Below are 24,999 nucleotides of genomic sequence, written 5' to 3'. Positions count from 1 at the left end.
CCGGTGCCGGACACCCCGTGGCTGCCAGGATTCAGCGGCGAGACGGGCGCTGTCCCGCGGCTCGTCTGCCTGCACCACGCCGGCGGGACCGCGGCGACCTATCAGGGCTGGCAGCGGCATCTCGCCGGGGTCGCCCAGGTCGTTCCGGTCCTGCTGCCGGGACGCGACCGCCACGTCCGGGCTCGCCCGCACGCCGGCCTCGAGCCGTTGGCCGACGAGCTGGCCGAAACGCTGATCGCGCACGGATTGGCTGATCGGTATGCGTTCTTCGGCCACAGCATGGGCGCGCTGCTGGCCTACGAACTCAGCTGCCGGTTGCGCGACCGCGGCCACGGCGAGCCGCTGCACCTGTTCGTTTCCGGAAGCCGGGCACCGCATCTCTACGGTCCCGCGCAGGTGTCCGATGCGGAGGTGCTGTCCGCGGCCGGGCAGCACGCGGTTCCCGAGAGCGCGGTGCTGCGGGCCGATCTCGCCCTCTGCGACAGCTATGCGTGGACGCCGCGCAGACCCCTGCGCTGCCCGGTCACCGCGTTCCGCGGCAGCGACGATCCGCTGGCCAATGCCGTAGAGGTCGAGGCATGGCGCTCTTACACGCAGGGGTCGCTAGTGGTCCGTCAGGTCGCCGGCGGGCATTTCTTTCTCGCAGGCGCGGGCCGGTCGCGAGTGCTGAACGCCCTCCGCGCGGAGCTCGCGGTCTTCCGGTCTGCCGCGGACAAGGGAGAACCGTTGTGTCCCTAGCCATCGCGTCTCGCGACCTCGATGCGTTGGAGCGCCAGGTGCAGGCCGCCTTGCGGTCCGGCGACTACGGCGTCTTCGACGTTCTCGGCCACGGCGAGGACACGCTGGTCCTCAAAGTCCGCACCGGCGAGGGAACGTTCGCCTGCAAGCGGCTTCCGCCGTTCCCGGACTGCGATCGGTTTCAGCGGTACGAAGAAACGCTCGCCCGCTATGTCGGGCAGTTGAGCGCTCACGGCATCACGGTGGCGCCTACCGAGTTGCGCTACCTGTCGCGGGGACGAAGCGGCGGCGTCGCCTACTGCGTCCAGGAAGCGCTGCCGCCGGCACGGCTGTGCTCGAAGCTGCTGCACACCCGGGATCTCGGCTGGGCGAAGTCCTTCTTCGCGCGATACCTGACCGCGATCGGACGGGCGGCCCGACCCGACCTGGGGCTCGACGCCCAGGCCAGCAACTGGTTCGACCTCGACGGGGAACTCGTGTTCGTCGACGTCACCACCCCGTTCCTGCGGGACGGCCGCGGCCGGGAGCAGGCCGACGTGGGGTTGCTGCTCACGTCCCTGCCGTGGATCCTGCGCGGCGCGGTCAAGGCAGTCATGCTCAAGGCAGCCACGGACAAGTACTACTCGACGCGCGGCATCGTCCTCGATTTCCTCGGCAACCTGTACAAGGACCGGCTCGATTCCCTGGTGCCGGTCTTCCTGGAACAGGCCAACGAGCGCCTCGAGGTTCCGCTGAGCAGCGGGGAAGTGGCTCGCTATTACGCAGGCGACGCGCGGATGTGGGCAATCGTCCAGCGGCTGCGCAAAGCCGACCGGTTCTGGCAGCGCACCGTCCGCCGCCGCACTTATCCGTTTCTGCTGCCGCCCACGATCCGGCGCTGAACCCGCTGCCAGGCCCTTCCCGGCCGGGGCCTTCCTTCCCGGACTCAGGCGTCGCCCTTGATCTTCTTCATCGTCAGGTGCGACGTGACGCGCAAAACCCCCGGCAGTCCGGAGAGCTTCCGCGTCTGGAATTCCTCGTACGCGGCGTGGTCGGCGACCGCGACGCGGATGAAGTAGTCGGGGCGGCCGAAGAGGCGGCGGAACTCGATGACCTCCTCGTAGGAGGCGACGGTGTCCTCGAGCGCCTCGATCGTCGCCCGGTCGGTCGCGTAGACCTCCAGGTCGATGAGCGTTTCCAGCCCCCGGCCGACGGTTTCCGGGTCGATCACCGCGCGGTACCCGGCGATCACTCCGGCGTCCTCGAGGCGCTTCACCCGGCGCAGGCACGGGGGAGGGGTGAGCCCGACCCGTTTGGCGAGTTCGACGTTGGTCAGCCTCCCGTCCTGACGGAGGTGAAACAAAATATCCCGATCCAGCGCATCCAGCCGCACTACATTGCTCACTGGCCCATTCTAGCGCCATGATCGGACACCAAATTAGCCACGAGCTGACGTAGTGTTCCAAGCGTGGAAACCGTGTCCGACCTGGCTGTTCGTGATCGCCCGCCCGCATTGGCCGCGCTGAAGGACTGCGGGTCCGTCGGGATCGGCCTGGTCCCGCTCGGACTCGCGTTCGGCGCGTTCCTCACGCATTCGGGCCTCGCCTGGTGGTGGGCGACGGTCTTCACCACGTTCATCTACGCGGGCTCGTTCGAGTTCCTGCTCATCGGCCTGGCCGCGGCGGCGGCCCCGCTGGCGTCGATCGGGCTCTCGGCGTTCCTGGTCAATGTCCGGCACGTCTTCTACGCGCTGTCCTTCCCGCTGCACCGCGTACGCGGTCGCGGAGCGCGCGCGTACAGCACGTTCGCCCTCACCGACGAGGCCTACGCACTGTCCACAACGGACGCCGCCCGCGAGTGGAACGGCGCGCGAATCCTGTGGCTGCAACTGTTCCTGCACCTGTTCTGGGTCGGCGGAGCAACGGTGGGCGGCCTGCTCGGCTCGCTCATCCCCAGCGGCGTCGTCGGCCTGGACTTCGCCATGACTGCCTTGTTCGTCGTACTCGCGCTGGACGCCGTCCGCGACCGCAAGGGAGACCTGCCTACGCCCGTCCTCGCCGCCTTGAGCGCGGTCGTGGCCCGCGTGGTCTTCCCCGGCCAGATGCTGCTGGCGGCGTTCGTGCTGTTCGTCGGCGGCTTGGTCGTCCGCGGCCTCGTCGCCGAACGGAGCGTGAGCAATGCCTGACCCCGTCTACCTGCTGGCCGCGGTCGCGGTGTCCGCCGCGGTCACGTGGGGCTTGCGGGCGCTCCCGTTCGCAGTCCTGGCCCCGCTGCGCGCCAGCCGGACCGTGCAGTACCTGAGCACCCGCATGCCTGCGGGGGTCATGGTGATCCTGCTGGTCTACTGCTTGCGCGACGTGTCGTGGACGTCTTCGAGCGCCTTCGCCCCGACGATCGCGCTGGCGGTGACGATCGGCCTGCATCTGTGGCGCCGCAACGCGGTGCTGAGCATCGTCGGCGGTACTGCGGTGCATGTTCTGCTGGCGAGCCTGCTGTTCCCGGGATGACTCGAAGGACGATCAAGGTTCGTCGACGGATCGCATGCAGTGCTCGGCAAAGGAACACATCATGCCGATCTGAGGACGCAGCGATCCGGGATCGGTGACCGGCGTCGCTGCCGCTGCGGTCCAGCGCTGCCATGCCCCGCTCGGCCCGAGGAAGGGGCTCGCGTGGCCGGCGCCGAGACGCGCGTCCAGGCAAAGGAACGCCGCCATCGCCCAGTGCTGGTCGTACATCAGGTCCGGGCGAGCCAGATACCGGTCGAGGCAGTCGACCGGCAACTGCGCGTCCTGCTGGGTGCCGGACCGCGTCAAGGCGAAGCAGAATCCCTTGCCCGCGCGACACAGTTTGCTCGCCAGCAGCAGTTCGCCGATGCGCTCGCGGCGGTCGAGCCCGGCCAGCCAGGCCGCAGTCAGCTGTGCCCGCCATTCGTAGCCGAACGGCTCCCGAAGATCGTCGGCGGTGATCTGCCGCGCGTCGGCGGCGAGTGCGCGGGCGAAGGCGCTGCGTTCGGCTGGGGCCGGGAGTGACGTAACGGTCGACGATGACGCCGAGTGCGTGTTCCCGCCGATGGTTGCGCACGGGCCCACTCTGCCGGAAGCAGGGCAGACTGAAAGGCCTGTCCTAAACCCCCGCCGCATGCTGGTGAATCTGCGTCACCGCGAGCGCCCCTTCGCCGACCGCCGACGCGATGCGCTTCACCGAGTCGGCGCGCACGTCCCCGGCCGCGAACACCCCCGGCGCGCTCGTTTCGAGCAGCATCGGCTCGCGGGGCAGGTCCCAGGTCTCGTCGAGCAGGCCCGCCAGTGCGGAGCCGGTGAGCAGGTACCCGCCGGTGTCGCGCCGCACCGTGTCCGCGAGCCAGCCGGTGCGGGGGCGGGCGCCGATGAAGCTGAACATGGACTCCGCGGCGATCTCGTCGACCGTGCCGGTCCGGTTGTCGCACAACGTGATTCGTTCCAGATGCGCGGCTCCGGACACGGATTCGACCTCGGTGGTCGCGCGGACCTCGATGTTCGGCGTCCCGTCGATCTCGTCCACCAGGTAGCGGGACATGCGGGTCGCCAGCGACGGTGCGCGGACGAGCATCGTGACCTGTTCGGCGTGCTTGGCGAAGTGCAGCGCCGCCTGTCCGGCCGAGTTCGCGCCGCCGACGATCACCACGTGCTGGCCCGCGCACAACGCGGCTTCGGAGTTCGTTGAGCCGTAATAGATCCCGGCTCCTTCGAACCGGTCGCAGCCGTCCGCCGCGAGCCGGTGGTAGGACAGGCCGGTGGCCAGCAGCACGCTGCCCGCGCCGATCTCCCTGCCGTCGGACAGGCCGATCAGGTGCGCGCGGCCCGCGCGGCGCAACGACACCGCGCCGACCGGGGCGAGCAGTTCCGCGCCGAACCGGCGGGCCTGCGCCACCGCGCGCCGGGTCAGTTCGGCTCCGCTCACCCCCGCCGGGAAACCGAGGTAGTTCTCGATCCGGCTGGATGTGCCCGCCTGGCCGCCGGGCACGTGCGCGTCCAGCAGCAGCGTCGCGAGGCCTTCCGAGGCGCCGTACACCGCGGCGGCCAGTCCGGTCGGCCCGCCGCCCGCGATCACCAGGTCGTAGTGCGGCCGGGACAGCTCGCCGCGCAGGCCGAGCGCGGCCATCAGTTCGGTGCGCGTCGGCCGCACCAGCCGCCTGCCGTCGGGCAGTTCGACCGCGGGAACCTCGTCCGACCCCGTTTCGTCGACGTCGACGAAACGGAACGGCTGCAACAGCCGGGTGAGGAAATCGCGCAGCTGGTGCGTGGCGGGGGAGAACCGGTGCCCCACGACGCGGATGCCCTCGTACGGCGGCTCGTAGGTCGACTGCCATTCGGCGAGCAGGTCGTCCAGCACGGGGTACAGCCGTTCCGCGGGCGGCTCCCACGGCTTGACCAGATAGTGGTGCAGTTTGACCTCGTTGATCGCGTCGATCGCGACGGCGGTGTCGGCGTAGCCGGTGAGCAGCACCCGCCGCGCCGAAGGGAAGCGGTTCAGCGACTCGGCGAAGAACTCCATGCCCGTCATCTCCGGCATCCGCTGGTCGACCAGCAGCAGCGCGGGCTCTTCCCCTCGGTCGGCGAGCCGGTCGAGGATGCGCAGGCCGTCGGCGGGCGAGGTCGTGGACAGCACCCGGTAGCGGTCGGCGTAGACGCTGAGCAGGTCCCGGCGGACAGCGCGCAGCACGTGCGCGTCGTCGTCGACGGCGAGCAGGGCCGGTCGGTGGCGGGGCGGCGCGGATGCGGTCATGGCGACCAGTGTCGGGCGGCACACGGGCTTTCCGGGACCACCTAACGAAGTAGCCGGAACCCGGCGCGGACTTCGTGGAGTAGCGAAGCCGGTTCTTGTTGCGCCGCACGGGAAGCGGGTTCACTCGACGGCGTGACAAAGATACTCGCGATCCTCTCGGAATACGGATACTGGGGCGAGGAACTCCTCGGACCGCTCGTGGCCTTCGACGAACACGGCTACCAGACCGTCTTCGCCACGCCGACCGGCAAACGGGCCCACGCACTGCCGCCGAGCCTCGACCCCGGCTACATCGACCCGCCGCTCGGCCGCTCCGTCACCACGCCGGAAGTCGCCGTAGCGGCCAGGGAACTCGACGAATCGTCCCGTTTGGACAATCCGCTCAGCCTGGAGCAGTGGATTCCCGACCGGCCCTACCAAAGCGAACCCGAACCGCTGCGCAAGACCGAGGACTACTACCGCGAACTCGCGAAGCTGGACACCGACATCGAGCAGTACGACGCGCTCGTGATCGTCGGCGGCAGCGGGCCGATCGTGGACCTGGCCAACAACGGCCGTCTGCACGAGCTGATCCTCGCCTTCGTCCGGGCGGACAAGCCGATCCTCGCCCTCTGCTACGGCGTCGCCGCCCTCGCGTTCGCCCGCGACTGGGAGGACCGCGTCAGCATCCTCCGGGGCAAGCACGTCACCGGGCACTGCAAGGAGTACGACTACAAGGACGGCACGGGTTTCCTCGGCGTCGACTTCAACATGGGCCCGCCGCCGTACCCGCTGGAGTACATCCTGCGCGACGCGACCGGCCCGGACGGCCGCTACCACGGCAACGTCGGCAAGGAGACGTCGGTGATCGTCGACTTCCCGTACGTCACCGCACGGTCCACTCCGGACTCTTTCCTCGGCGGCGGCAAGCTGGTCGAGGTGCTCGAGTCCGGCCTGCGCCGGTACGGCTGGTAGGCCGTCATGCACGAGCGTCCCGGCAAGATCGCGATCTTCGAACAGTTCGCGGCCGACGGCATGACCACGATGTTCGGCAACCCCGGCACGGTCGAACAGGGGCTGCTGGACATCGTGGACCAGCTGCCCGCGTTCTCCTACGTGCTGGCGCTGCAGGAGACCGTCGCGGTGGGCATCGCCGACGGGTACTGCCGGGCCGCGGCCGCCCCGGCGCTGGTGCAGCTGCACGCCGGGGTCGGCCTCGGCAACGGGATCGGCATGCTGTACCAGGCTAAGCGCGGCCATTCGCCGCTCGTGGTGATCGCGGGCAGTGCGGGCGTGCGCTACGACGCCATGGACTCGCAGATGGCCGCCGACCTCGTCGCCATGGCGCGGCCGGTGACCAAGTACGCGACGCGGGTCACCGATCCGTCCTCGCTGCTGCGGGTGCTGCGCCGCGCGGTGAAGATCGCCATGACCCCGCCGCGCGGCCCGGTCTTCGTCGAGCTGCCGATGGACGTCCTCGACGCGCCGACCGCCGAACCCGCGATGCCGGCGAGCGTGCCGAGCCGCGCGGCGTTCCCCCTCCCCGGCGAGCTGGACCGGGCGGCGGAACTGCTGCTCGGGGCGGAACGCCCGGTGATCCTCGCCGGCGACGGCGTCGCCGTGTCGGAGGCGCAGGCCGAACTCGCCGAGGTGGCGGAGCGGCTGGGCGCACCGGTGTGGGGCGTGGACACGTCCGAGGTGAACATGGACACCACGAACCCTTGGTACCGCGGGGAAACCGGGCACATGTTCGGCGAGGCGAGCGCCGCGTCGGTCAAGGACGCGGACGCGGTGCTGATCGTCGGCACCTACGTGTTCCCGGACGTGTTCCCCTTGCTGGACAACCCGTTCGGCGACGCCAAGGTGGTGCACGTCGACCTGGACGACTTCGAGATCGCCAAGAACCACCCGGTCGATCTCGGCCTGGTCGCCGACCCGAAGGCGACGCTCGCGGGACTCGCCGCCAGATTGCCCGGCAGGCGCGCCGACCGGGCGGAGTGGCAGCGACCGGGCCTCGGGGAGGACGCTCCATTGATCGAACGGTTCTCGGCGGCGCTCGCCGACCAGGCGGGCGAGGACCTCGTGGTGTTCGACGAGGCGCTGACGGCGTCCCCCGGCCTTCGGCGCCACCTGCCGCCCCGCGTGCCCGGAAGCTATTTCGCCACCAGAGGCGGTTCCCTGGGCGTCGGCATCCCCGGCGCCATCGGGATCAAGCTCGCGCGGCCCGACGCGCCGGTGGTCGGTTTCACCGGCGACGGCGGCAGCATGTACACGATCCAGGCGCTGTGGACGGCCGCGCGACACGACGTCGCGGCGAAGTTCGTCATCTGCGACAACGGCAGATACGGCTTGCTGGACAACAACATCGAGCAGTACTGGCGGGAGCGGGACATCCAGGCGCACGCCTACCCGGGTTCCTTCGACCTCGCCACGCCGCCGCTCGGCTTCGCGGAACTCGCGCGGAGCATGGGAGTTCCGGGCGTCAAGGTCGAGAAGGCAGCCGACGTCGAGCGGGCGGTCGCCGGCCTGCTCGGCCACGAGGGACCGTTCCTCGTCCACCTGATCACGTCCTGAAAGGACAGTCGTGAACACCATCCTCCGCCAAGGCGGCCGGCTGGCCGGGCGCAGCGTCGCCGTGTTGATGGAGACGGACTACGTCGAACCGGAGCTGTGGTACTACCTCCGCCGCTTCGCCGAGGAAGGCGTGGCACTGCGGCTGATCACCCGGCTGTGGGGCCAGCGGTCGATCACGTTCACCGGGCACGAGCACCAGCTGCCGATCACGGTCGACGGCGATCTCGAGACGCTCGACGCGTCCGCGCTGGACGCGCTGATCATCCCGTCCGGCATGGTGTCCGACCGGCTGCGCTACTCCGAACGCGTCGGCGAGCTCGCCCCGGCGGTGCGGTTCGCGCGTGCCGCGTTCGCCGATCCCGCCGTCCTCAAAGGAGTCATCTGCCACGGCATGTGGCTGCTGTCGCCGATTCCCGACGTGGTCCGCGGCCGCAGGGTCACCTGCCACAACAACCTGATCGGCGACGTGCGCAACATGGGCGCGGTCTTCGCCGACCAGGACGTGGTGGTCGACGGCGACCTGGTCACCGCGCGCAGCGCCGACCACTGCCACCTGTTCGCCCGCACGCTCATCGACCTCATCGCCGCGCGGGCCGACCGCACCAGGAGGTCCGTCTTGGAGAGGATGGCGAGGGCGACATGACCGCGCACTCGGATCTCACCGCGCACCTGATCGCTCGCGACCGCCGCCGCCCGGAGCCCGCCGCCGGCGTGGACTACTCGTTCTCCGACCTGGTCGCGGGCTACGTCACCGAATCCGACGGGATGTCGTTCGAGCTGAAGACCTCCGGCGGGCGGCGGCAGCGGATCGCCTTCGGGCACACCATGTCCGCGGAGTTCCTGCGCAACCTGGGCGAGCCCTACGCCGACGCGACCGGGCAGGTGGCCGAGCTGCTGGCGCCGGGAAGATTCCTCTACGCGTACGGGATCCGCTATCCCTCGGGCCGGTTCGAGGCGAAGCGGCTGATCTTCCTCGGCCGCCGGGCAGGCGACTACTGCTTCGAGGACCCGCACTGGTGGTCCCGGCAGCTGGGCGAGATCGCGCGGTTCTACCGGCGGGCGCAGTTCGGCGGCGCGCGGCCGGTCGACTTCGCCGACTACCGCACCGTGCTGCGGCTCGGCGGCGACAAGAGCGACCACCACGTCCAGGAGACGGACACGATCTCCCGGCTGGTGTACGGGATGGCGTCGGCGTACCTGCTCACCGGCGACGAGGACTTCCTCGGCGTGGCCGACCGTGGCACCGAGTACCTGCGCGAGCACATGCGGTTCGTCGACCGCGACGAGGACGTCGTGTACTGGTACCACGGCATCGACGTGCGCGGCGGCAGCGAGCGCAAGCTGTTCACCTCCGAGTTCGGCGACGACTACGAGGCGATCCCGGCCTACGAGCAGATCTACGCGCTGGTCGGCCAGACCCAGCTGTTCCGGGTCACCGGCGACCGGCGGATCCGCGACGACATCGACGCGACGCTGCGGCTGTTCCGCCGCTTCTTCCGCGACCCCGACCTCGGCGGGTACTACTCGCACATCGACCCGGTGCTGCTGTCGCCGCACCAGGAATCGCTGCGGCACAACCGGTCGCGCAAGAACTGGAACTCGATCGGCGACCACGCGCCCGCCTACCTGATCAACCTCTGGCTGGCCACCGGGGAGAAACGGCACGCCGACATGCTGGCCGAGACCTTCGACCTGATCGCCGAGCACTTCCCGCGCGAGGACAGCCCGTTCGTGCAGGAACGGTTCCACGGCGACTGGACGCCGGACCGGACCTGGGGCTGGCAGCAGGACCGGGCGGTGGTCGGGCACAACCTCAAGATCGCCTGGAATCTCCTGCGGATGAACGCGATCCGGCCGGACCCGAAGTACGTCGAGCTCGCCGAACGGCTGGGCCGGACGATGCCGGACGTGGGGAGCGACCGGCGGCGCGGCGGCTGGTACGACATGGTGGAACGGCAGCTCGCCGACGGCGAGGACGCCCACCGGCTCGTCTGGCACGACCGCAAGGCCTGGTGGCAGCAGGAGCAGGCGATCCTCGCCTACCTGATCCTGGCCGGGACGACCGGCGACGCCGGGTTCCGCGAGCAGGCGCGGGAGGCCGCGGCGTTCTACAACAGCTTCTTCCTCGACCACGACGAGGGCGGCGTGTACTTCAACGTGCTCGCCGCGGGCACGCCGTACCTGCTCGGCACCGAGCGGCTCAAGGGCAGCCACTCGATGAGCATGTACCACAGCAGCGAGCTGTGCTTCCTGGCCACGGTGTACCAGCGCCTCCTGCTGTCCGGCGAGCCGATGACCCTGTGGTTCCGCCCGCGACCGGACGCGGACCGGCTGCTGCGGACCGCGCCGGACGCGCTGCCGAAGGGCCGGGTGCGGCTGTCGTGGGTCGAGGTCGACGGCCGCCCGTACTCCGCGTTCGACGCGGAGGAGATGACCGTGCGCCTGCCGGAGACCGGGCACGACCTGACCGTGCGGGCACATTTGTCCACTGTGGACTGACTGGGGAGCGGGACGATGGAGCTGGAGAAGTACATGCGGGGCCGGGTGACCGTGCTCGCGCTCGAGGGGGAACTGGACAGCGCGACGGCGGACGAGGCGCGGACGCGGATCAGCGAGCTGGTCCCGTCCGACGGCGCGGCGCTGCTCGACCTCGGCGGCATGACGTACACGTCGAGCGCGGGCCTGCGGGTCCTGCTGCTGGTCTACCGGCAGGTGCAGGAGTCCGGCGTGCCGCTGGCGCTCGCCCGGCTCACCCCGGACGTCGCCGAGGTCATGACCGGCACCGGGTTCATCGACTTCTTCACCGTCGTGGACACCGTCGACGCCGGGGTGGAGGCGCTGACCCGATGAGCCTCCAGCCGATGCGGACCGCGCCGCGCGCCGCTCCGTGCCCGGCGGGCCGGCTCGCCGGGTTCGACGTGCGGGAGGGCAGGCCGCTCCCGTTCGGGGCCACGCGCGTCCCCGGCGGCGTCAACTTCTCCGTCTACTCCACGGGCGCTGCCTCGGTGGCGCTCGTGCTGTTCTGGCGCGGCGCGGAGGAGCCGTTCGCGGAACTCGAATTCCCCGAGTGCTACCGCACCGGCTCGGTCTACGCCATGACGGTGTTCGGGCTGTGCGCCGAAGAGATCGAGTACGGCTACCGGATCGACGGCCCGTGGGATCCGGAGCGGGGCGACCGGTACGACGCCGCGTGCCTCCTGTCCGACCCGTACGCGACCGCGGTCGGCGGCCGCGAGACCTGGGGCGAACCGGGCGACCGGCGGTACCGCTACCGGTCGAGGATCGCCCCGGACGGCTTCGACTGGGCCGGCGACCGGCCGCTCGGCCTGCCCATGCAGGACCTGGTGATCTACGAGACGCACGTGCGCGGCTTCACCCGCCACCCGTCGTCGGGCGTGCGCTGGCCGGGCACGTTCGCCGGGCTCGCCGAGCGGATCCCGTACCTCGTCGAACTCGGCGTCAACTGCGTCGAGCTGATGCCGGTCCTCGAATTCGACGAGAACGAGAACCATCCGGCCGGGCTGCACGACTACTGGGGCTACAACACCGTCGGGTTCTTCGCGCCCAAGGCCTCCTACGCGGCGACCGGCGTGCTCGGCCGCCAGAGCGACGAGCTGAAGAGCCTCGTGAAGCAACTGCACGCGGCGGGCATCGAGGTCGTGCTGGACGTGGTGTTCAACCACACCGCGGAAGGCGACGAGCGCGGTCCGACGTTTTCCTTCCGGGGCCTGGACAACCGGGTCTACTACATGCTGACCCCGGACGGGCGCTACTACAACTTCAGCGGCACCGGCAACACGGTGAACTGCAACCACCCGGTGGTGCTCGGCTTCGTGCTGGACTGCCTGCGGTACTGGGTGTCGGAGTACCACGTGGACGGTTTCCGGTTCGACCTCGCCGCGGTGCTCGGCCGCGCTTCCGACGGGTCGCCGCTCGCCAATCCGCCGCTGCTGGAGACGCTCGCGAGCGACCCGGTCCTGGCGCACACCAAGCTGATCGCCGAGGCGTGGGACGCGGGCGGGCTCTACCAGGTGGGCAGTTTCCCGGACTACTGCCGGTGGTCGGAGTGGAACGGCCGCTACCGCGACGCGGTCCGCCGGTTCCTCAAGGGCGAGCCGGGCACGGTCAGCGAGATGGCCGACCGGCTGATCGGCTCGCCGGACCTGTACCTGCGACGCGGCCCAGTGGCCTCGGTCAACTTCGTCACTTCGCACGACGGGTTCACCCTGCACGATCTGTTCGCCTACAACGACAAGCACAACGACGCCAACGGCGAGCACGGCGGCGACGGGGACGACGCCAACCACTCGTGGAACTGCGGGCACGAAGGCCCGGCGGGCGACCAGGAAGTGCTGGCGCTGCGGCGCAGGCAAGCGTGCAACGCGCTTCTGCTGCTGCTGACGAGCCACGGGGTGCCGATGCTGCTGGCGGGCGACGAGATCGGCCGCACGCAACAGGGAAACAACAACGCCTACTGCCACGACAGCGAAATCTCGTGGTTCGACTGGCGCGGTCTCGCGGAGAACGCCGATCTGCTGCTATTCGTCAAGCGGGCCATCGCGTTCCGGCGCGCGCATCCGGTGCTGCGCAGGCGCTGGCACATCACCGGCCACGCGAACGGCGCGCTGTTCCCGGACGTGAGCTGGCACGGCGTGCGCGCGTGGACACCGGACTGGTCCTCGCACAACCGGCTGCTGGCGGTCATGTTCCACGCCGAGGAGGAAGGCGCCGCGGACTGTGTCTACCTGGCGGCCAACGCGCACTGGGAGCGGCACGAGCTGGAACTGCCGCAGCTGCCGGATCACCTGGCGTGGCACCGGTTCGCGGACACCCACGCCGAACCTCCTGCCGAGCAGCCCGGTGCCGAGCCGGAGCTCGCCGACCAGGAACGGGTCCGCATCGGACCGAGAACGGTGCTCGTGCTCGTGGCGCGGGAACGTCGAGGGAGATGAACCATGGGGTTTCACGGAAGAATGCACGCGGAGAACGGCGTCGCGACCATCCGGCTCGCCGGCGAGGTGGACTCGCGCTCGGCGCACCGGCTCAACGAGCTGATCGTCGCCGCGGTCAAGCGGATGCCGCAGCGGCTGGTGCTGCTCGCCGAGGAGCTGACCTACCTGTCCTCGGCGGGGCTGCGCTCGCTGGTGTTCGCGCACCAGAAAATGGGGCGGGGCGTGGAGATCGTGCTCGTCGGCGTGCAGCCGGACGTGGCCGAGACCATCCGGCTGACCGGATTCGACCGCAGCATCGTGATGCACGAGGCGGGCGGGCAGCCGTGATCGCGGTCAAGGCGAGGGACATCGAGGAACTGGGCGTCCTGATCCCGGCGATCGTCGACCGGCTCGCGGGCGCGACCGGGATGACGCACAGCCAGGCCTACCGGATGCGCCTCGCGGCCGAGGAGATCACCACCAACATCGTGACGCACGGGTACGGCGGCCGCGGCGGGACGATCGACATCGAACCGGGCTACGACGACGCGTGGGTGTGGGTGCGGATCGAGGACGACGCGCCCGAGTTCGACCCGTCCGCCTACGACGTGGCGTCCCGGCTGGCCATGGATCCGGGATGGGCCCCGCTCGGCGGTTTCGGGCTGTTCCTCGCACTGTCCAGTGTGGACAGCCTGGAGCACGTCCGGGCCGGGGGCCGCAACCGCAACCTGCTCAAGATCCGGCGCGGGGGAGGGACCGATGAGGAAATCGTGCGTACTGGTCGTCGCTGACCCGGCCGCCAGGATGCCGCGGCTCGAACCCGCGCTGGCCGACGGCGGGTTCGAGGTGCGCACGGCGACCGAGGACGAGGTGCTCGCCGGCGACGAGCGCCTCGCCCCGCCGGACGGGCTGCTGGTGTCGGCGTCGCTGGGCCTGCAGCGGGTGGCGCTGCTGGCCAGGCGGTTCGCGCACCTGCCGAACCCGCCGACGACCATCGTGTTCCCGCAGGACGACTTCGACGCGCTGGAGGCGTGCGTGCGGGGCGGCTTCGACTACGTCCTGCCGCCGTTCCTGCCGAGCCTGCTGCGCAGCAGGATGAGCTCCTGCTGGGAACGCGGCCAGCTCGCCGGCGCGGTCGAGGACATGGCCGCCGAGGCCAGCCTGCGCGCCTACGAGCGGGACCTCGCCATCGCGCACGAGATCCAGTCCGGTTTCCTGCCGGAGAAGCTGCCCGCGCCGCACGGCTGGGACGTCGCGTCCCGCTTCCGGCCCGCCCGGCAGGTGGCGGGCGACTTCTACGACGGGTTCGAACTGGTCGGCGGGCGCCGGGTGGGGTTCGTGGTGGCCGACGTGTGCGACAAGGGCGTCGGCGCCGCGCTGTTCATGGCGCTGATCCGCACCCTGCTGCGGCACACCGCCGAGCACACCGGCACCGCCGGACGCCCTGGCGACGCGCCCGGGCCCGCTCCCGCGGCCGAGGCGGGCGAGCCGCTGCCGCCCATGCTGTCGGTGGGCGCGGGCCCGCTGGTGCAGGCGGTGGTGGCGACCAACCGGTACCTGACCCGCAACCACCTGCGCCAGGGTTACTTCGCCACGCTCATCTTCGGCGTGCTCGATCCCGCGTCGGGCGGCCTGCTCTACATCAACGGCGGGCACAACCCGGCGGTCCTGCTGCGCGCCGACGGCAGCCACACGCTGCTCACCCCGACCGGCCCGGCCGTCGGCATGATGCTGCACAGTTCCTACGGCCTCGGCTGCGCCCGCCTGGAACGGGGCGACACGCTGCTGTTGTACACCGATGGCGTAGTGGAGGCGCGCGCGGCGGGCGGATCGCTTTTCGGCATGGACCGGCTGATCACTGCGATAAGCGAACCGGCGACGTCCGCGGAGGCGGTTCTTTCGGAGGTGGACAAGGCTTTGCGTGCTCATGTCGGAGCAGCCGAACAATCGGACGACATCACGATGCTGGCACTGCATCGGGGTGCGCTGTGACTCGGGTGCCGGAATCCGCAGCCGCCCGTAGTATGGCGGGTGACCTTCCGCGTCATCCGGTTTTCGAAATCCTGGGGCTCAGTTGTCGACGGACGCCAGCAGACGGGAGCTTGCCAGGTTCCTGCGCAGCAGACGAGAGCGCATCGCTCCGTCCGAAGTCGGCCTGCCGCCGGGAACGCGAAGGCGGATACCGGGATTGCGGCGGGAAGAGGTCGCCGTGCTGGCCGGGGTCAGCCCCACCTGGTACACCTACCTCGAGCAGGGCCGGGGCATCCAGCCGTCCCGCGAGGTGCTCGACAGCCTGGCCAGGGTGCTGCGGCTGTCCGAAGACGAACGCCGCTACATCCACCGCCTTTCGCTCGGCGCCGTCGTCCACGCGGCCGCGCTGGACGCCGAAGTGCCCGCCGAAGTCCTGGTCGGGCAAATTGTCGCGATGTTCGAGGAAAGCCCGTATCCGGTGTACGCGGGCGACAATTACGGCGACCTCCTGGCGTGGAACCCGGCGGCGTGCGAGTGGTACGAGGACTGGGGCGCGCTCCCGAAGGAGGAACGGAACATCCTGAGGTGGATGCTGGTGTCGCCGGTCGCCCGGACCCGCTTGACGGACTGGGAGTCCGACACCCGGGACGCGGTCGCCCGGTGGCGGAGCGAGATGTCCCAGCATCCGAACGACCCGCGCCAGCAGGCCCAGGTCGCCGAGTTCGCCCGGCTCAGCCCGGAGTTCCGGGCCTGGTGGGGACAGCACCGGGTGGTGGAGCACCGGTCGCGGATCCGGCGGCTCCGGCACGACCGAATGGGGGCGCGGGCGTTGCGGATAACGGTCGTGCACACGCCGGAGATTGTGCCGGTCGGAGTAGTGCTGCACCTTCCGTTGGATTCGCACTAGAGTTCGCGGGCGTTTTCGCCGCGCCGATATTCCGTTAGTTCAAAGTTGACCTGGGGGTTTGCTGATGGACATGATGCGACCCGTCGGGACGAATCCCGCGGAAATGAGGAGTCGCTGTGCTGGGTCCACAGTCATGACAGGCGCTGGGGGGACGTTCGACGCCGGCCGTTCGGTGATCATGGTCGGTGTCGCCTGCCGGTTTCCCGGAGCGCGGAACGCGGACGAGTTGTGGGAACTGCTGATATCCGGAGGGGATGCGGTCGGGGAAATACCGCGCGAGCGGTTCGACGCCGAGAAATGTTATTCGGCGGAATCCGGGAAACCGCATACGATTCGCAGTCTTGGGGGTGGCTATCTGAATGACGTCGACAATTTCGACGCGGGGTTCTTCGGCATCACGCGGGGCGAGGCCGAGCAGATGGATCCGCAGCAGCGGATGCTCATGGAAGTCGTGTGGCAGGCCGTCGAGGACGCGGGCCTGACCGCGGAAGGCCTGGCGGGCAGCAACACCGGCGTGTACCTGAGCACGTTCGGCACCGAGTACTGGGATTTCGTGCGTGCCGCCGGCCGGAGCGGCCTGCACGCGGCCATGGGCACCGTGGTGCCCGGGATGATCGCCGGGCGCATCGCGCACCATCTGGACCTGCGCGGCCCGACCATGGGCGTGGCGGCCAACTGCGCGACGTCGCTGCTGGCGGTGCACCTGGCCGTCCGCGCGCTGCGGCACGGCGAGATCGACCTCGCCATCGTCGGCGGCGCGCAGCTGATGCTGTCGCCCGACCTGCACTTCGCGGTGTCGGAAGCGGAAATGCTGTCGCCGACCGGCCGTTCCCGGTTCGGCGACGCCAGCGCGGACGGCTACGTGCGCAGCGAGGGCGTCGGTGCGGTGATCCTCAAGCGGCTGCCGGACGCGACGCGCGATCGCGACCGCGGCTACGCGGCGATCGTGGGCACCGCGACCGGGAACAACGGCAGGACCGGCCCGTCGCTGACGGCACCGGCGCAGGTCGCGCAGGAGAGCACTTTGCGAGCCGCTTACCGGGACGCGGGCATCCCGCCCTCGGCAGTCGGCTACGTCGAGGCGCACGGACCGGGCACTCCGGCGGGCGACCCGGTCGAACTGCAGGCGCTCGCCGACGTGCTGGGCGAAGGGCGGCCCGAGGACCGGCCGTGCCTCGTCGGCTCGGTGAAATCCAACATCGGCCACCTCGAAGGCGTGGCCGGGATCGCCGGGCTGATCAAGACCGCGCTGGTGCTGCGGCATCGCACCGTTCCGGCGACGCTGCACGTCACGAAGCCGATCGCGCAGTTCCGCCAGCCCGGCACCCCGCTGCGGCTGCCTCGCCGGACCCAGGTCCTCCCGGCCGAAGGGCAGACCGCGATCGCCGGGGTCACGTCGCTGGGGCTGGCGGGCGCGATCGTGCACGTCGTGCTCGCGGAACTCCCCGAGCGCGGGAGGGCCGACCCGCAGGAGCGCTCCGCCTACCTGCTTCCGCTGTCCGCCCGGCATCCGGAAGCATTGCGGCAGACCGCGCAACGGTACGCCGGGCTGCTCGAATCGCCGGCGGCCCCGGCACTCGCCGACGTCTGCCACACCGCCGCGGTGCGCCGCACGCACTTCGAGCGGCGGATGGCCGTGGTGGGCTCCGACCGCGAGGAACTCGTGGCCGCACTCGCCGCGGCCGGTCGGCGGCAGGGATCCGCGCAGGTGTTCGGTGACGGGAGTCCGGTCACCGAACCGCCGAAGATCGTGTTCGTCTACCCGGGACAGGGCTCGCAGTGGCCGGGAATGGCGCGGGAACTGCTGGCGAGCAGCGAAGTTTTCGCCCGCCGGTTCGCCGAATGCGACCGCGCCGTGCGGCACGAGACGGGATGGTCGCCCGCCGAGGTCATCGGGAGCGGCGCTGAAGTGTCCACTATGGACTTCGTGCAGCCGGTGCTGTGGTCGGTCCAGGTGGCGCTCGCCGCGGTGTGGCGCGATTTCGGCGTCGAGCCGGACCTGGTGATCGGGCACAGCATGGGCGAAGTGGCCGCGGCGGTCACCGCGGGGGCGCTCAGCGTCTCCGATGGCGCGGCCGTGATCTGCAGGCGCTCCGCGCTGCTGGCCGCCCGGCGCACACCCGGCGCGATGTGGGCGGTTCAGCTCGGCGAGCAGGCGGCACAGCGGGCGATCGGCGAGTACGCGGACCGCGTGTGCGTCGGGGTCGTCAACAGCCGTGCCGCGACCGTGCTGTCCGGAGACCCGGACGCGCTGGCCGAGATCGTCGCCGGGCTGCGCGCGGACGGCGTGTTCTGCCGTCAGGTGCGGGTCGACTACGCCTCGCACGCCCCGCAGGTCGAACCGCTGCGCCCGCTGCTGCACGACGTGCTGGCGGGCCTGCGCCCGCGGCCGGGCCGGGTGCCGGTCCGCTCGACGGTGCTGGACAGCGTCGTCGACGGCTCCGGCTTCGACGCCGGGTACTGGGCGGACAACCTGATCCTCCCGGTGCGGTTCGAATCGGCGGTCCGCGCCGTGCTGGCGGACCGGCGGCCGACGGTGTTCGTCGAGATCAGCCCGCACCCGATCCTGAGTCTCGCGATCGAGGACGGGATCCAGGACGCCGCGGCGCGGGCATGGCAGGTCGCGTCGCTGCGCAGGGACGAACCGGAGTACAAGACCATGCTGGGCGGTCTGGGCGCCGTGTACGCGGCGGGCGGCGAGGTCGCGTTCGACCGCCTCGGCGACGGCCGGTTCGTCGACGTGCCGGGCTACCCGTGGCAGCACGAACGGTTCTGGATCGACGCGGGCGAGGTCGAGTGGCCGGGCGGAACCGGAGCGGCGCCGAGGGCGACTCCGATCGACGCGCTGCACTACGCCGAGTCCGCCGCGACCGTGCCCGGCCGCGTCCGCTACCTGCGGACGGCGGTCGGCCTGCTGCTCGGCCTGCCCGACGTCGACCCGGCCGTCCCGCTGCCCGCGCTCGGCCTGAGCTCGGTGTTCGCGGTGCAGCTCGCCTACCAGGTGCGGACCGAACTCGGCCTCCGCGTCAGCGGTCGGGACCTGCTGGGCGCGGCGTCGATCGAGGATCTGGCGCGGGAGCTGGAACCCCGGCCTCGCGAGGCGGTTTCCTGAGCGAAGGTGCTGCGGCCGCAGCGGCGACAACGCCGCTGCGGCCGCTTCTCGTGCGGGCCGCGCCGCCGCGGATTGCCCGGGCCGTGAAGGGCTCCTTGCGGGAATCAGAGTCCAATGCCGGGGGACTCAAGACGGCGTTACGGGTGCGGTTGAGGCGTGTCCGCCCAGGCCGAAGCCGCTGGCGGACCGTTGGCTTGCGTCGGGGGCGACGCGGACGGCGGGAACTGGGCGTGCCGTCCTCGCAGACGCCAAACCCGCCCCGCTTCGGTCCGGGCGGGCACGGCGCCAACCGCATGCCGACGGCTCGCTACGGCAGCGGCCGCCGAGGAGGAACCGCCGGGGACAAATCCGGCCCGGCGAGGCCGTCCCAGGCCTCCCCGGAATTTCCGCCGTCCGCACCCCGCGCGGCGAGCAGCGAATCGAAAGCCACCGCCACGTTCCAGCCGCATCCGCGCTGCCCGGCATGGAATTCGGCCGCCTCGGCGGTGGCCTCGTTGATGCGCCCGGCCAGCAGCAGGGCGTCGATCAGGCACGCGGTGAGATACGGCGGAAACCACGGCATCTCCGCCCGCAGCCCTTCGGCGGCGGCCAGCGACCGACGCAGATGCGAGACCGCCGACGCGCCTCGTCCGGCGGCGACCGCGTGTGCGGCCCGGGAGAACAGCGACGCTTCGCGGTCTTCGCCAGGGTCCACCAGCTCGACGACCGCCGGTGTCCCGGTGACGGCGAGCAGCCAAGCGCGGCACGCCAGGAACCGGGCGCGGTGCCGGACGTCCGAGCTCGCCGCGGCGGCCAGCACCGCGTCCGCGGCGGCGATGTTTCGTTGTCCGAGCCCGACGACCATCGCCCTGGCTATCTCCGCTTGCGGCGACCGGTCGGCGTGCGTGTCGAGCACGCGCCGGGCCGCGGCGGTTTCGCCGCGCAGCAACAGCGCCATGGCCCAGACCGGCGCGACCGAACGGCCCAGCCCGTGCCAGGCCGCCAGCCTGCACAGTTCGCCCGTCTGGTCGAGGGAGAGCCGCTGCCAGGCACACGCGACCGCGTCCGTCAGCCGGGCGGTCACCGCTTCGCCGGCGGCCCGGCCTTGCCCGCCAGGGAAGATCGGGGACAGCTGATACATCCCGCCGGACAGCGACATTTCGGCGGCGAGGCCGTCGCGGACGACCAGGTCGTGCAAGAGCCCCGGGTTGCCGCCGGTCGAAGCGTGCAGCGCCTCGGCGGTCGCGGGGCGGACCGGGCCGCCGAGGGTTTCGGCGAGGATGCCCGCCACCTCGTCCTCGGTCAGCGGCGGCAGCCGGAGCGTGCGGGAGCCGAGGTCGTAGCGCAGGCAGTCCAGCGGATCCGGGCCGGAGGGCAGCGCGCCGGCGCCCGCGGCGGTCGCGAACACGATCGCGTCGTGCTCGTTCCGCAGCTGTCGCAGCACCCGCACGCTGTACGCGTCGGCGAGGTGCGCGTCGTCGAACGCGACCACGGGCCGCCTGCCGGACAGCCGCGCGGCCACCTCGCCGGTGACGGACGCGACCGCGCGGTCCGGCGTGCCGGTGAAGGCGAACCCGTCGGGCAGCAGGCCGCGCAGCGAGGCGAACGGCGCGGGCCCGGCCGGTTCAAGACGCAGCACCGCGTCGTCCCGCGACAGCGGCGCCCTGGCCAGCGCTTCGGCGAGCAGCGTGCTCCGGCCCATCCCGGGCGGGCCGACCAGCAGCACGGGGCCGGGCCCCGGCTCGGCGAACACCGCGCGGATCCGGTCGAGCAGTTCAGTCCTGCCAACGAAAGGCCAGGGCATGCCGTACCTCCCACCGTGGAAAGAGCAGACCCTCACCATCCGTGCCCCGGCGCGGTCCGATCAATCGCCAGCTGACTAAGTCCGCCGTCACCGCGACCCTGGTACCCGGAGTACCCCCATAACCACATTCTGGGTAATCGCCGCCGCCCGGGCCATGGTGGGACACACGGAAAAACCGCATCACCCGGAGCACCCGGGCGGAGGGAATCGCATGGCTCCCGCCCGTCGGGCACGGCTGCCGGCCCGGTGATCGCGGGAGCCTGGGGGCGACCCGTTCGCCGGTCTTCCGGCAGCACGCGCACGACGAGCGGCCCGCGAGGTCTTCCAGCAGGAAAGCACGAGGCACGCGCCGTACGCGGCCAAGGCCGCCGCGCGGCTCCATGACGGGGGATGGACGCCGGGAACGTTTTCGGCGGTCACCGCCGACCAGAATTGGGGGAACGGTAACGATGTCCATCGCTGTCGACAAGATATCCGTGCTGAACGAGTCCACGAGCCTCGGCGCGTTCTGCCGGGACCGGCTCTCCCCGCTGGCCCGGTCCGATCAGAGACGCTGGGGCGAGGTGTACGTGCGCGGCCTGGTGACCGTGCCCGGCCGCAAGTCCATCCGGCGCATCTGCGACACCGTGGTCGGCACCCGCGTCGACCAGTGCCTGCAGCAGTTCGTCAACCAGAGCACCTGGCAGTGGGAACCGGTGCGCCGCAACCTCGCCGAGCACGTGACCGAGGCGATCGCGCCGAGGGCGTGGGTGGTGCGCGACGCCGTGTTCCCCAAGAACGGCGCGAACTCCGTCGGCGTGGACAGCCGGTACGTGCCCGCCGCGGGCCGCACCCTCAACTGCCAGGTCGGCCTCGCCGTGATGCTGGCGGGCGGCTCCGTGGGCGTGCCGGTGAACTGGCGGCTGCTCCTGCCGCGTTCCTGGGACGCCGACGAACGGCGCCGCGGCCGCGCGCACGTGCCGGCGGCGCAACGGCACCGGCCGCGCTGGCAGGTGATGCTGGAGGCGGTCGAGGAGATGCGGCAGAACTGGGGGCTGGCCCCGGCCCCGGTTCTCGCCGACGTCTCCGACCAGCAGGACGTCGAGCCGCTGCTGTGGGCGCTGGAAGAGCGCGGGCTCGGCTACCTGCTGCGGGTCGGCCAGCACGTCCCGGTGCCGCCGGCCCGCGCGAGCTCCGGCCGGGCGTGCACCGTGGGCGAGCTGGCGGTGCTGGCCGTGCGGCCCGCGGCCAGGACCCTGAACTGGCAGATCCGCACCGCGGCGCGGGCGTCCGCCAGCCGGTTCGTCGCCTCGCCGGTGTCGCGCGACGCCGAGCCCTCGCGGTACGGCAACGTCCGGGTGGCCCGCCGGCACCAGCCCGCCCGCCACCTGCTCGCCCAGTGGACGGTCGGGCGGAACCGGCCGAAAGCGACCTGGCTGACCAACCTGAACGTGGCGCGGCTGCCGCAGCTGATCGACCTGGTGGGGCTGGACAGCCTCGCCGCCGAGCATCTCGGGCGCATGCAGGACGACGTCGGCCTGCGGCATTTCGAGGGCCGGTCGTACCGCGGCTGGCACCACCACGTCACCCTGGCTTCCCTCGCCTACGCCTACCGCCTCGGCAGCGAACTGCGGGAGAGCCGGGAAGACCTGGCGATGCGGCCCTATGCCTAGGCCGGGCCCCGAGGCGGTCGACGCGCTGCGGCGGATCGAGCTGTTCGCCGGCCTCGGCGAGGAGGAGCTCGGCTGGCTGGCCGTCGCGGGGAAGCCGGTGACCCTCGCCGACGGCGAGGTCCTGTTCGAGGACGGGCAGCGGGCCGAGCACTTCTACGTGCTGCTCGCGGGCGAACTGCTGATCTCCAAGATGATCGGCGGCCGGACCGAGGTGGTGGCCCGGCATTCGGCGGACGCGGTCGCGGCGGTGCCGAGCGCGGCCACGCCGGGTGCGGAGCCGGAGAAACCGGTCGCGGCGCACCAGTTCACCGGCGAGCTGCCGATGCTCGCCGGCGGCGGCTACGTCGCGCGCGGCACCGCGGTCGGCGCCACCGAGCTGCTCGCCTACGACCAGGAGACGTTCCTCGAGATGATCGTCCGCTGCCCGCGGGTGTGCCGCGTGCTGCTCCCGGTGCTGGCCTGGCGGATCCGGTCCTACGAGCTGCAGGCGGGCAGGCGGGCGCTGCTCGACGGCCTCGGCTCGCTGGCCGCCGGGCTGGCGCACGAGCTGAACAACCCGGCCGCCGCGCTCGTCCAGGCGGCGCGGGAACTCGGCGAGTCGGTGCGCGAGCTGGCCGGGTCGGCCGTGCGGTGGGGCCGCCTCGCCACCGACGACGAGGACGTCCGCCTCGGCCGGCTGGCGGAACGGGCCCGGGCCGCGAAGCGGCCGCTCGGTCCCTTCGACACGGACCGGACGACGGACGCGCTCGCGGAAGTGCTTGCCGCACACGGGGTTCCGGGCGCGGACGAGACCGCGGCCGTGCTCGTCGAAGGCGGCGTCTGTCCTGACGACCTCGACCGGTTCGCGGATCAGGTGCGCACGAGCGCGCTGCCCGCGGCGGTGGAGTGGCTGGCGCAGGGGCTGCGTGCCGAGGCGCTCGTCGCCGACGTCGCGGAGACGAGCGGACGGATCTCGATGCTGGTGCGGGACACCAAGGCCTACACCAATCTCGACCGGGCGCCGGAACGCGCGGTCGACCTCACCGAGGGGCTCGACGCGACGCTGTCCATGCACGCCGCGCGGCTCGGGAACGTCCAGGTGCGCCGCGACTACGCGCCGGACCTGCCGCCGGTGACCGCGTACCCGAGCGAGCTCAACCAGGTGTGGTCCAACCTGATCGACAACGCTGTCGACGCGATGGAGGGCGCCGGCGTGCTGCGGATCGGCACCCGGCGTTCGGGCCGCTACGCCGTCGTCGAGATCCGGGACGACGGACGGGGAATCCCCGCCGACGCGATCGGCATGCTGTTCCAGCCGTTCTTCACGACCAAGGACATCGGCAAGGGCACCGGGCTCGGCCTGCACCTGAGCCACGGCATCGTGACCACCCGGCACCGGGGGACGATCAGCGTGACCTCGGCGCCCGGCGACACGTGTTTCACGGTCTGCCTGCCGGTTGAGTGAAACCCAGCCCCTGCCCCCGATGTCCTCGGCTGCCCGGGTCCGGCGATGGAGCGAAACGTGACCGACCTGCTGTCTGTAGCGGACGAGGCGGGCACGCCCTGCTACGTGTACGACCTCGCCGACCTCCGGGCCGGCCGGCAGTCGCTGCTCGCCGCGCTGCCCGCGCGCGCCGAACTGCGCTACGCGCTGTCGGCCAACCCGCACCCCGAGCTGCTCCGGGAAATCCGCGAAGCCGGCGTATTGCCCGCGGTGCGGTCGTCCGGCGAACTGGATGCCGCGCTCGTCGCGGGCTGGCCGGGCCGGGACGTCCTTTACACCGGCCCCGCGCGACGGGACGCGGATCTCGAGTGGGCGCTGGGCTTGGGTGTGCGGACCTTCGCCGTCGACTCGCCGGTCGCGCTGGACCAGCTCGCCCGTCGCGCCGCGGGGCGCCCGGTGCGTTGCCTGCTGCGGGTGAACGCGTGCGGATCCGTCCGCGCCGGTGCGGATCCGCACGCGGTATTCGCCGAACCGTCCCGGTTCACGGGGCGCGACGGCGTGCGGGTCGTCGGTCTGCACGTGTGCGCGGACGCCGACGCGGACAGCGCCGCCGACCTGACCGGACGGCTGATCTCGGTTCTGGCCCGGGAAGGCGGACCGGTAGAACGGGTCGGCTTCACCGGATTCGCGCCGAGGTTCGCGCACCTGCTCGCTGGCGGGCCGTTCGTTTCGTTCGAAGTGGACCGCGAGCTAGTCGGCTCCGCGGCCACCCTCGTCACCGCAGTGCTCGACGTGCGATTCTCCGGCGGAGGGCAGACAGCGGTGCTGGAGTCCGGCGCGAACCACATCGGCCCGTTCGCGGGCCGGCATCGCCGCCCGCTGACGCCGAAGCTGATCTCCCGTCCGCTGTCCGGCGATCTGGTGGACACCGTTCTGATCGGCCCGCAGGAGACCCCGTTCGACGTGTGGGCGCCCGCGCTCCGGCTGCCCCCGCTCCGGCCCGGCGACGTACTGGCCGTGCCGGACCTCGGCGCCTGGGGCGTGACCGCGGGCCTGGCCGCGTTCTCGGGAGCGGACCTGCCGTCGGAGGTGGTGGTCGACCGCGACGATCCGGGGGCCGGGGTGGTGCATGTTTCGCGGCTTTCGGTGGCGAGGTATCCCTGACTGCACGGAATCCGGCCGGAAT

The 24,999-nt window shown here is 71.4% G+C and carries 22 protein-coding genes; 18 read left to right on the top strand and 4 right to left on the bottom strand.

The features are described 5' to 3' along the window. Positions 1–3 precede the first annotated feature (3 nt). Together L3Q65_RS18660 and L3Q65_RS18655 are read left to right on the top strand one after the other, a co-directional pair. Positions 4–738, top strand: a complete 735-nt coding sequence (locus tag L3Q65_RS18660; RefSeq protein WP_237600410.1) for a thioesterase II family protein — start codon at positions 4–6, stop codon at positions 736–738. After that, positions 729–1,619 (top strand): DUF6206 family protein, encoded by an 891-nt coding sequence (locus L3Q65_RS18655; protein WP_237600409.1) that lies wholly within the window; start codon positions 729–731, stop codon positions 1,617–1,619. The genes L3Q65_RS18660 and L3Q65_RS18655 overlap by 10 nt, the downstream gene beginning before the upstream one ends. A gap of 44 nt (positions 1,620–1,663) precedes the next feature. Here the strand turns inward: L3Q65_RS18655 and L3Q65_RS18650 are convergent, their stop codons facing one another. Beyond that, positions 1,664–2,122 (bottom strand): Lrp/AsnC family transcriptional regulator, encoded by a 459-nt coding sequence (locus L3Q65_RS18650; RefSeq protein WP_182893091.1) that lies wholly within the window; start codon positions 2,120–2,122, stop codon positions 1,664–1,666. Positions 2,123–2,185: 63 nt separating this feature from the next. Here L3Q65_RS18650 and L3Q65_RS18645 point away from each other — a divergent pair, with 63 nt between their 5' ends. Together L3Q65_RS18645 and L3Q65_RS18640 are read left to right on the top strand one after the other, a co-directional pair. Then, positions 2,186–2,902, top strand: a complete 717-nt coding sequence (locus tag L3Q65_RS18645; protein WP_237600408.1) for an AzlC family ABC transporter permease — start codon at positions 2,186–2,188, stop codon at positions 2,900–2,902. Next, on the top strand, positions 2,895–3,224 hold the full coding sequence (locus L3Q65_RS18640) for a branched-chain amino acid transporter permease (protein WP_182893090.1): 330 nt from the start codon (positions 2,895–2,897) through the stop codon (positions 3,222–3,224). The genes L3Q65_RS18645 and L3Q65_RS18640 overlap by 8 nt, the downstream gene beginning before the upstream one ends. A 12-nt stretch (positions 3,225–3,236) precedes the next feature. Here the strand turns inward: L3Q65_RS18640 and L3Q65_RS18635 are convergent, their stop codons facing one another. Both L3Q65_RS18635 and L3Q65_RS18630 read right to left on the bottom strand, forming a co-directional pair. Then, positions 3,237–3,806, bottom strand: coding sequence for a DUF6000 family protein (locus tag L3Q65_RS18635; protein WP_237600407.1), 570 nt, complete (start codon positions 3,804–3,806; stop codon positions 3,237–3,239). Between the two features lie 34 nt (positions 3,807–3,840). Next, positions 3,841–5,481, bottom strand: coding sequence for an FAD-dependent oxidoreductase (locus L3Q65_RS18630; RefSeq protein WP_182893088.1), 1,641 nt, complete (start codon positions 5,479–5,481; stop codon positions 3,841–3,843). 132 nt (positions 5,482–5,613) lie between these two features. Here L3Q65_RS18630 and L3Q65_RS18625 point away from each other — a divergent pair, with 132 nt between their 5' ends. The 11 genes from L3Q65_RS18625 (at position 5,614) to L3Q65_RS18575 (ending at position 18,955) form a co-directional block, all read left to right on the top strand. After that, positions 5,614–6,435 carry a type 1 glutamine amidotransferase domain-containing protein gene (locus L3Q65_RS18625; protein ID WP_182893087.1) on the top strand — a complete coding sequence of 274 codons (822 nt, stop codon included), beginning with the start codon at positions 5,614–5,616 and terminating at the stop codon, positions 6,433–6,435. Positions 6,436–6,441: 6 nt separating this feature from the next. Further along, positions 6,442–8,034: a thiamine pyrophosphate-binding protein gene (locus L3Q65_RS18620; RefSeq protein WP_237600406.1), complete on the top strand. Its 1,593-nt coding sequence runs from the start codon at positions 6,442–6,444 to the stop codon at positions 8,032–8,034. A gap of 10 nt (positions 8,035–8,044) precedes the next feature. Continuing rightward, positions 8,045–8,677, top strand: coding sequence for a DJ-1/PfpI family protein (locus tag L3Q65_RS18615; RefSeq protein ID WP_237600405.1), 633 nt, complete (start codon positions 8,045–8,047; stop codon positions 8,675–8,677). Further along, positions 8,674–10,533: an AGE family epimerase/isomerase gene (locus L3Q65_RS18610; protein ID WP_182893085.1), complete on the top strand. Its 1,860-nt coding sequence runs from the start codon at positions 8,674–8,676 to the stop codon at positions 10,531–10,533. The genes L3Q65_RS18615 and L3Q65_RS18610 overlap by 4 nt, the downstream gene beginning before the upstream one ends. 15 nt (positions 10,534–10,548) lie before the next feature. Beyond that, complete coding sequence (locus L3Q65_RS18605; RefSeq protein WP_182893084.1) at positions 10,549–10,884, top strand: STAS domain-containing protein; 336 nt, start codon at positions 10,549–10,551, stop codon at positions 10,882–10,884. Next, the gene (gene glgX, locus L3Q65_RS18600; RefSeq protein ID WP_237600404.1) at positions 10,881–12,986 is read left to right on the top strand and encodes a glycogen debranching protein GlgX; all 2,106 of its coding nucleotides are present in this window, start codon (positions 10,881–10,883) and stop codon (positions 12,984–12,986) included. Before L3Q65_RS18605 ends, glgX begins: the two co-directional genes overlap by 4 nt. A 3-nt stretch (positions 12,987–12,989) precedes the next feature. Further along, positions 12,990–13,313, top strand: a complete 324-nt coding sequence (locus L3Q65_RS18595) for an STAS domain-containing protein (RefSeq protein ID WP_182893083.1) — start codon at positions 12,990–12,992, stop codon at positions 13,311–13,313. Continuing rightward, the gene (locus L3Q65_RS18590) at positions 13,310–13,756 is read left to right on the top strand and encodes an ATP-binding protein (RefSeq protein ID WP_237600403.1); all 447 of its coding nucleotides are present in this window, start codon (positions 13,310–13,312) and stop codon (positions 13,754–13,756) included. The genes L3Q65_RS18595 and L3Q65_RS18590 overlap by 4 nt, the downstream gene beginning before the upstream one ends. Next, a complete protein-coding gene (locus L3Q65_RS18585; protein WP_237600402.1) occupies positions 13,725–14,957 on the top strand; it encodes a PP2C family protein-serine/threonine phosphatase in 1,233 nt (410 codons plus the stop codon). Before L3Q65_RS18590 ends, L3Q65_RS18585 begins: the two co-directional genes overlap by 32 nt. Before the next feature lie 82 nt (positions 14,958–15,039). Then, positions 15,040–15,843 carry a helix-turn-helix transcriptional regulator gene (locus L3Q65_RS18580; RefSeq protein WP_182893080.1) on the top strand — a complete coding sequence of 268 codons (804 nt, stop codon included), beginning with the start codon at positions 15,040–15,042 and terminating at the stop codon, positions 15,841–15,843. 133 nt (positions 15,844–15,976) lie between these two features. Continuing rightward, on the top strand, positions 15,977–18,955 hold the full coding sequence (locus L3Q65_RS18575) for a type I polyketide synthase (RefSeq protein WP_237600401.1): 2,979 nt from the start codon (positions 15,977–15,979) through the stop codon (positions 18,953–18,955). Between the two features lie 307 nt (positions 18,956–19,262). On the opposite strand, the gene L3Q65_RS18570 is transcribed toward L3Q65_RS18575, so the two are convergent. After that, positions 19,263–20,738: an ATP-binding protein gene (locus L3Q65_RS18570; RefSeq protein WP_237600400.1), complete on the bottom strand. Its 1,476-nt coding sequence runs from the start codon at positions 20,736–20,738 to the stop codon at positions 19,263–19,265. Between the two features lie 449 nt (positions 20,739–21,187). On the opposite strand from L3Q65_RS18570, the gene L3Q65_RS18565 reads away from it, so the two are divergent. The 3 genes from L3Q65_RS18565 to L3Q65_RS18555 are packed head-to-tail and all read left to right on the top strand — an operon-like array spanning position 21,188 to position 24,977. Continuing rightward, the gene (locus tag L3Q65_RS18565) at positions 21,188–22,390 is read left to right on the top strand and encodes an IS701 family transposase (protein WP_237600399.1); all 1,203 of its coding nucleotides are present in this window, start codon (positions 21,188–21,190) and stop codon (positions 22,388–22,390) included. Further along, positions 22,383–23,834 (top strand): ATP-binding protein, encoded by a 1,452-nt coding sequence (locus L3Q65_RS18560; RefSeq protein WP_237600398.1) that lies wholly within the window; start codon positions 22,383–22,385, stop codon positions 23,832–23,834. The genes L3Q65_RS18565 and L3Q65_RS18560 overlap by 8 nt, the downstream gene beginning before the upstream one ends. Positions 23,835–23,891: 57 nt before the next feature. After that, entirely contained in the window at positions 23,892–24,977 is a 1,086-nt protein-coding gene (locus L3Q65_RS18555; RefSeq protein WP_237600397.1) for a type III PLP-dependent enzyme, read from the top strand. Positions 24,978–24,999: the final 22 nt, after the last annotated feature.

It is taken from the genome of Amycolatopsis sp. FU40, assembly GCF_021903635.1.
GTDB lineage: Bacteria > Actinomycetota > Actinomycetes > Mycobacteriales > Pseudonocardiaceae > Amycolatopsis > Amycolatopsis dendrobii.
This window is presented reverse-complemented; position numbering and strand designations above follow the sequence as displayed.

Excerpts from the sequence above, each read along its gene's own strand:
- L3Q65_RS18640 (WP_182893090.1), top strand. The coding sequence starts at position 2,895 with ATGCCTGACCCCGTCTACCTGCTGGCCGCGGTCGCGGTGTCCGCCGCG.
- L3Q65_RS18630 (WP_182893088.1), bottom strand. The coding sequence starts at position 5,481 with ATGACCGCATCCGCGCCGCCCCGCCACCGACCGGCCCTGCTCGCCGTC.
- L3Q65_RS18620 (WP_237600406.1), top strand. The coding sequence starts at position 6,442 with ATGCACGAGCGTCCCGGCAAGATCGCGATCTTCGAACAGTTCGCGGCC.
- L3Q65_RS18610 (WP_182893085.1), top strand. The coding sequence starts at position 8,674 with ATGACCGCGCACTCGGATCTCACCGCGCACCTGATCGCTCGCGACCGC.
- L3Q65_RS18605 (WP_182893084.1), top strand. The coding sequence starts at position 10,549 with ATGGAGCTGGAGAAGTACATGCGGGGCCGGGTGACCGTGCTCGCGCTC.
- glgX (WP_237600404.1), top strand. The coding sequence starts at position 10,881 with ATGAGCCTCCAGCCGATGCGGACCGCGCCGCGCGCCGCTCCGTGCCCG.
- L3Q65_RS18595 (WP_182893083.1), top strand. The coding sequence starts at position 12,990 with ATGGGGTTTCACGGAAGAATGCACGCGGAGAACGGCGTCGCGACCATC.
- L3Q65_RS18585 (WP_237600402.1), top strand. The coding sequence starts at position 13,725 with ATGAGGAAATCGTGCGTACTGGTCGTCGCTGACCCGGCCGCCAGGATG.
- L3Q65_RS18575 (WP_237600401.1), top strand. The coding sequence starts at position 15,977 with ATGACAGGCGCTGGGGGGACGTTCGACGCCGGCCGTTCGGTGATCATG.
- L3Q65_RS18570 (WP_237600400.1), bottom strand. The coding sequence starts at position 20,738 with ATGCCCTGGCCTTTCGTTGGCAGGACTGAACTGCTCGACCGGATCCGC.
- L3Q65_RS18565 (WP_237600399.1), top strand. The coding sequence starts at position 21,188 with ATGTCCATCGCTGTCGACAAGATATCCGTGCTGAACGAGTCCACGAGC.
- L3Q65_RS18560 (WP_237600398.1), top strand. The coding sequence starts at position 22,383 with ATGCCTAGGCCGGGCCCCGAGGCGGTCGACGCGCTGCGGCGGATCGAG.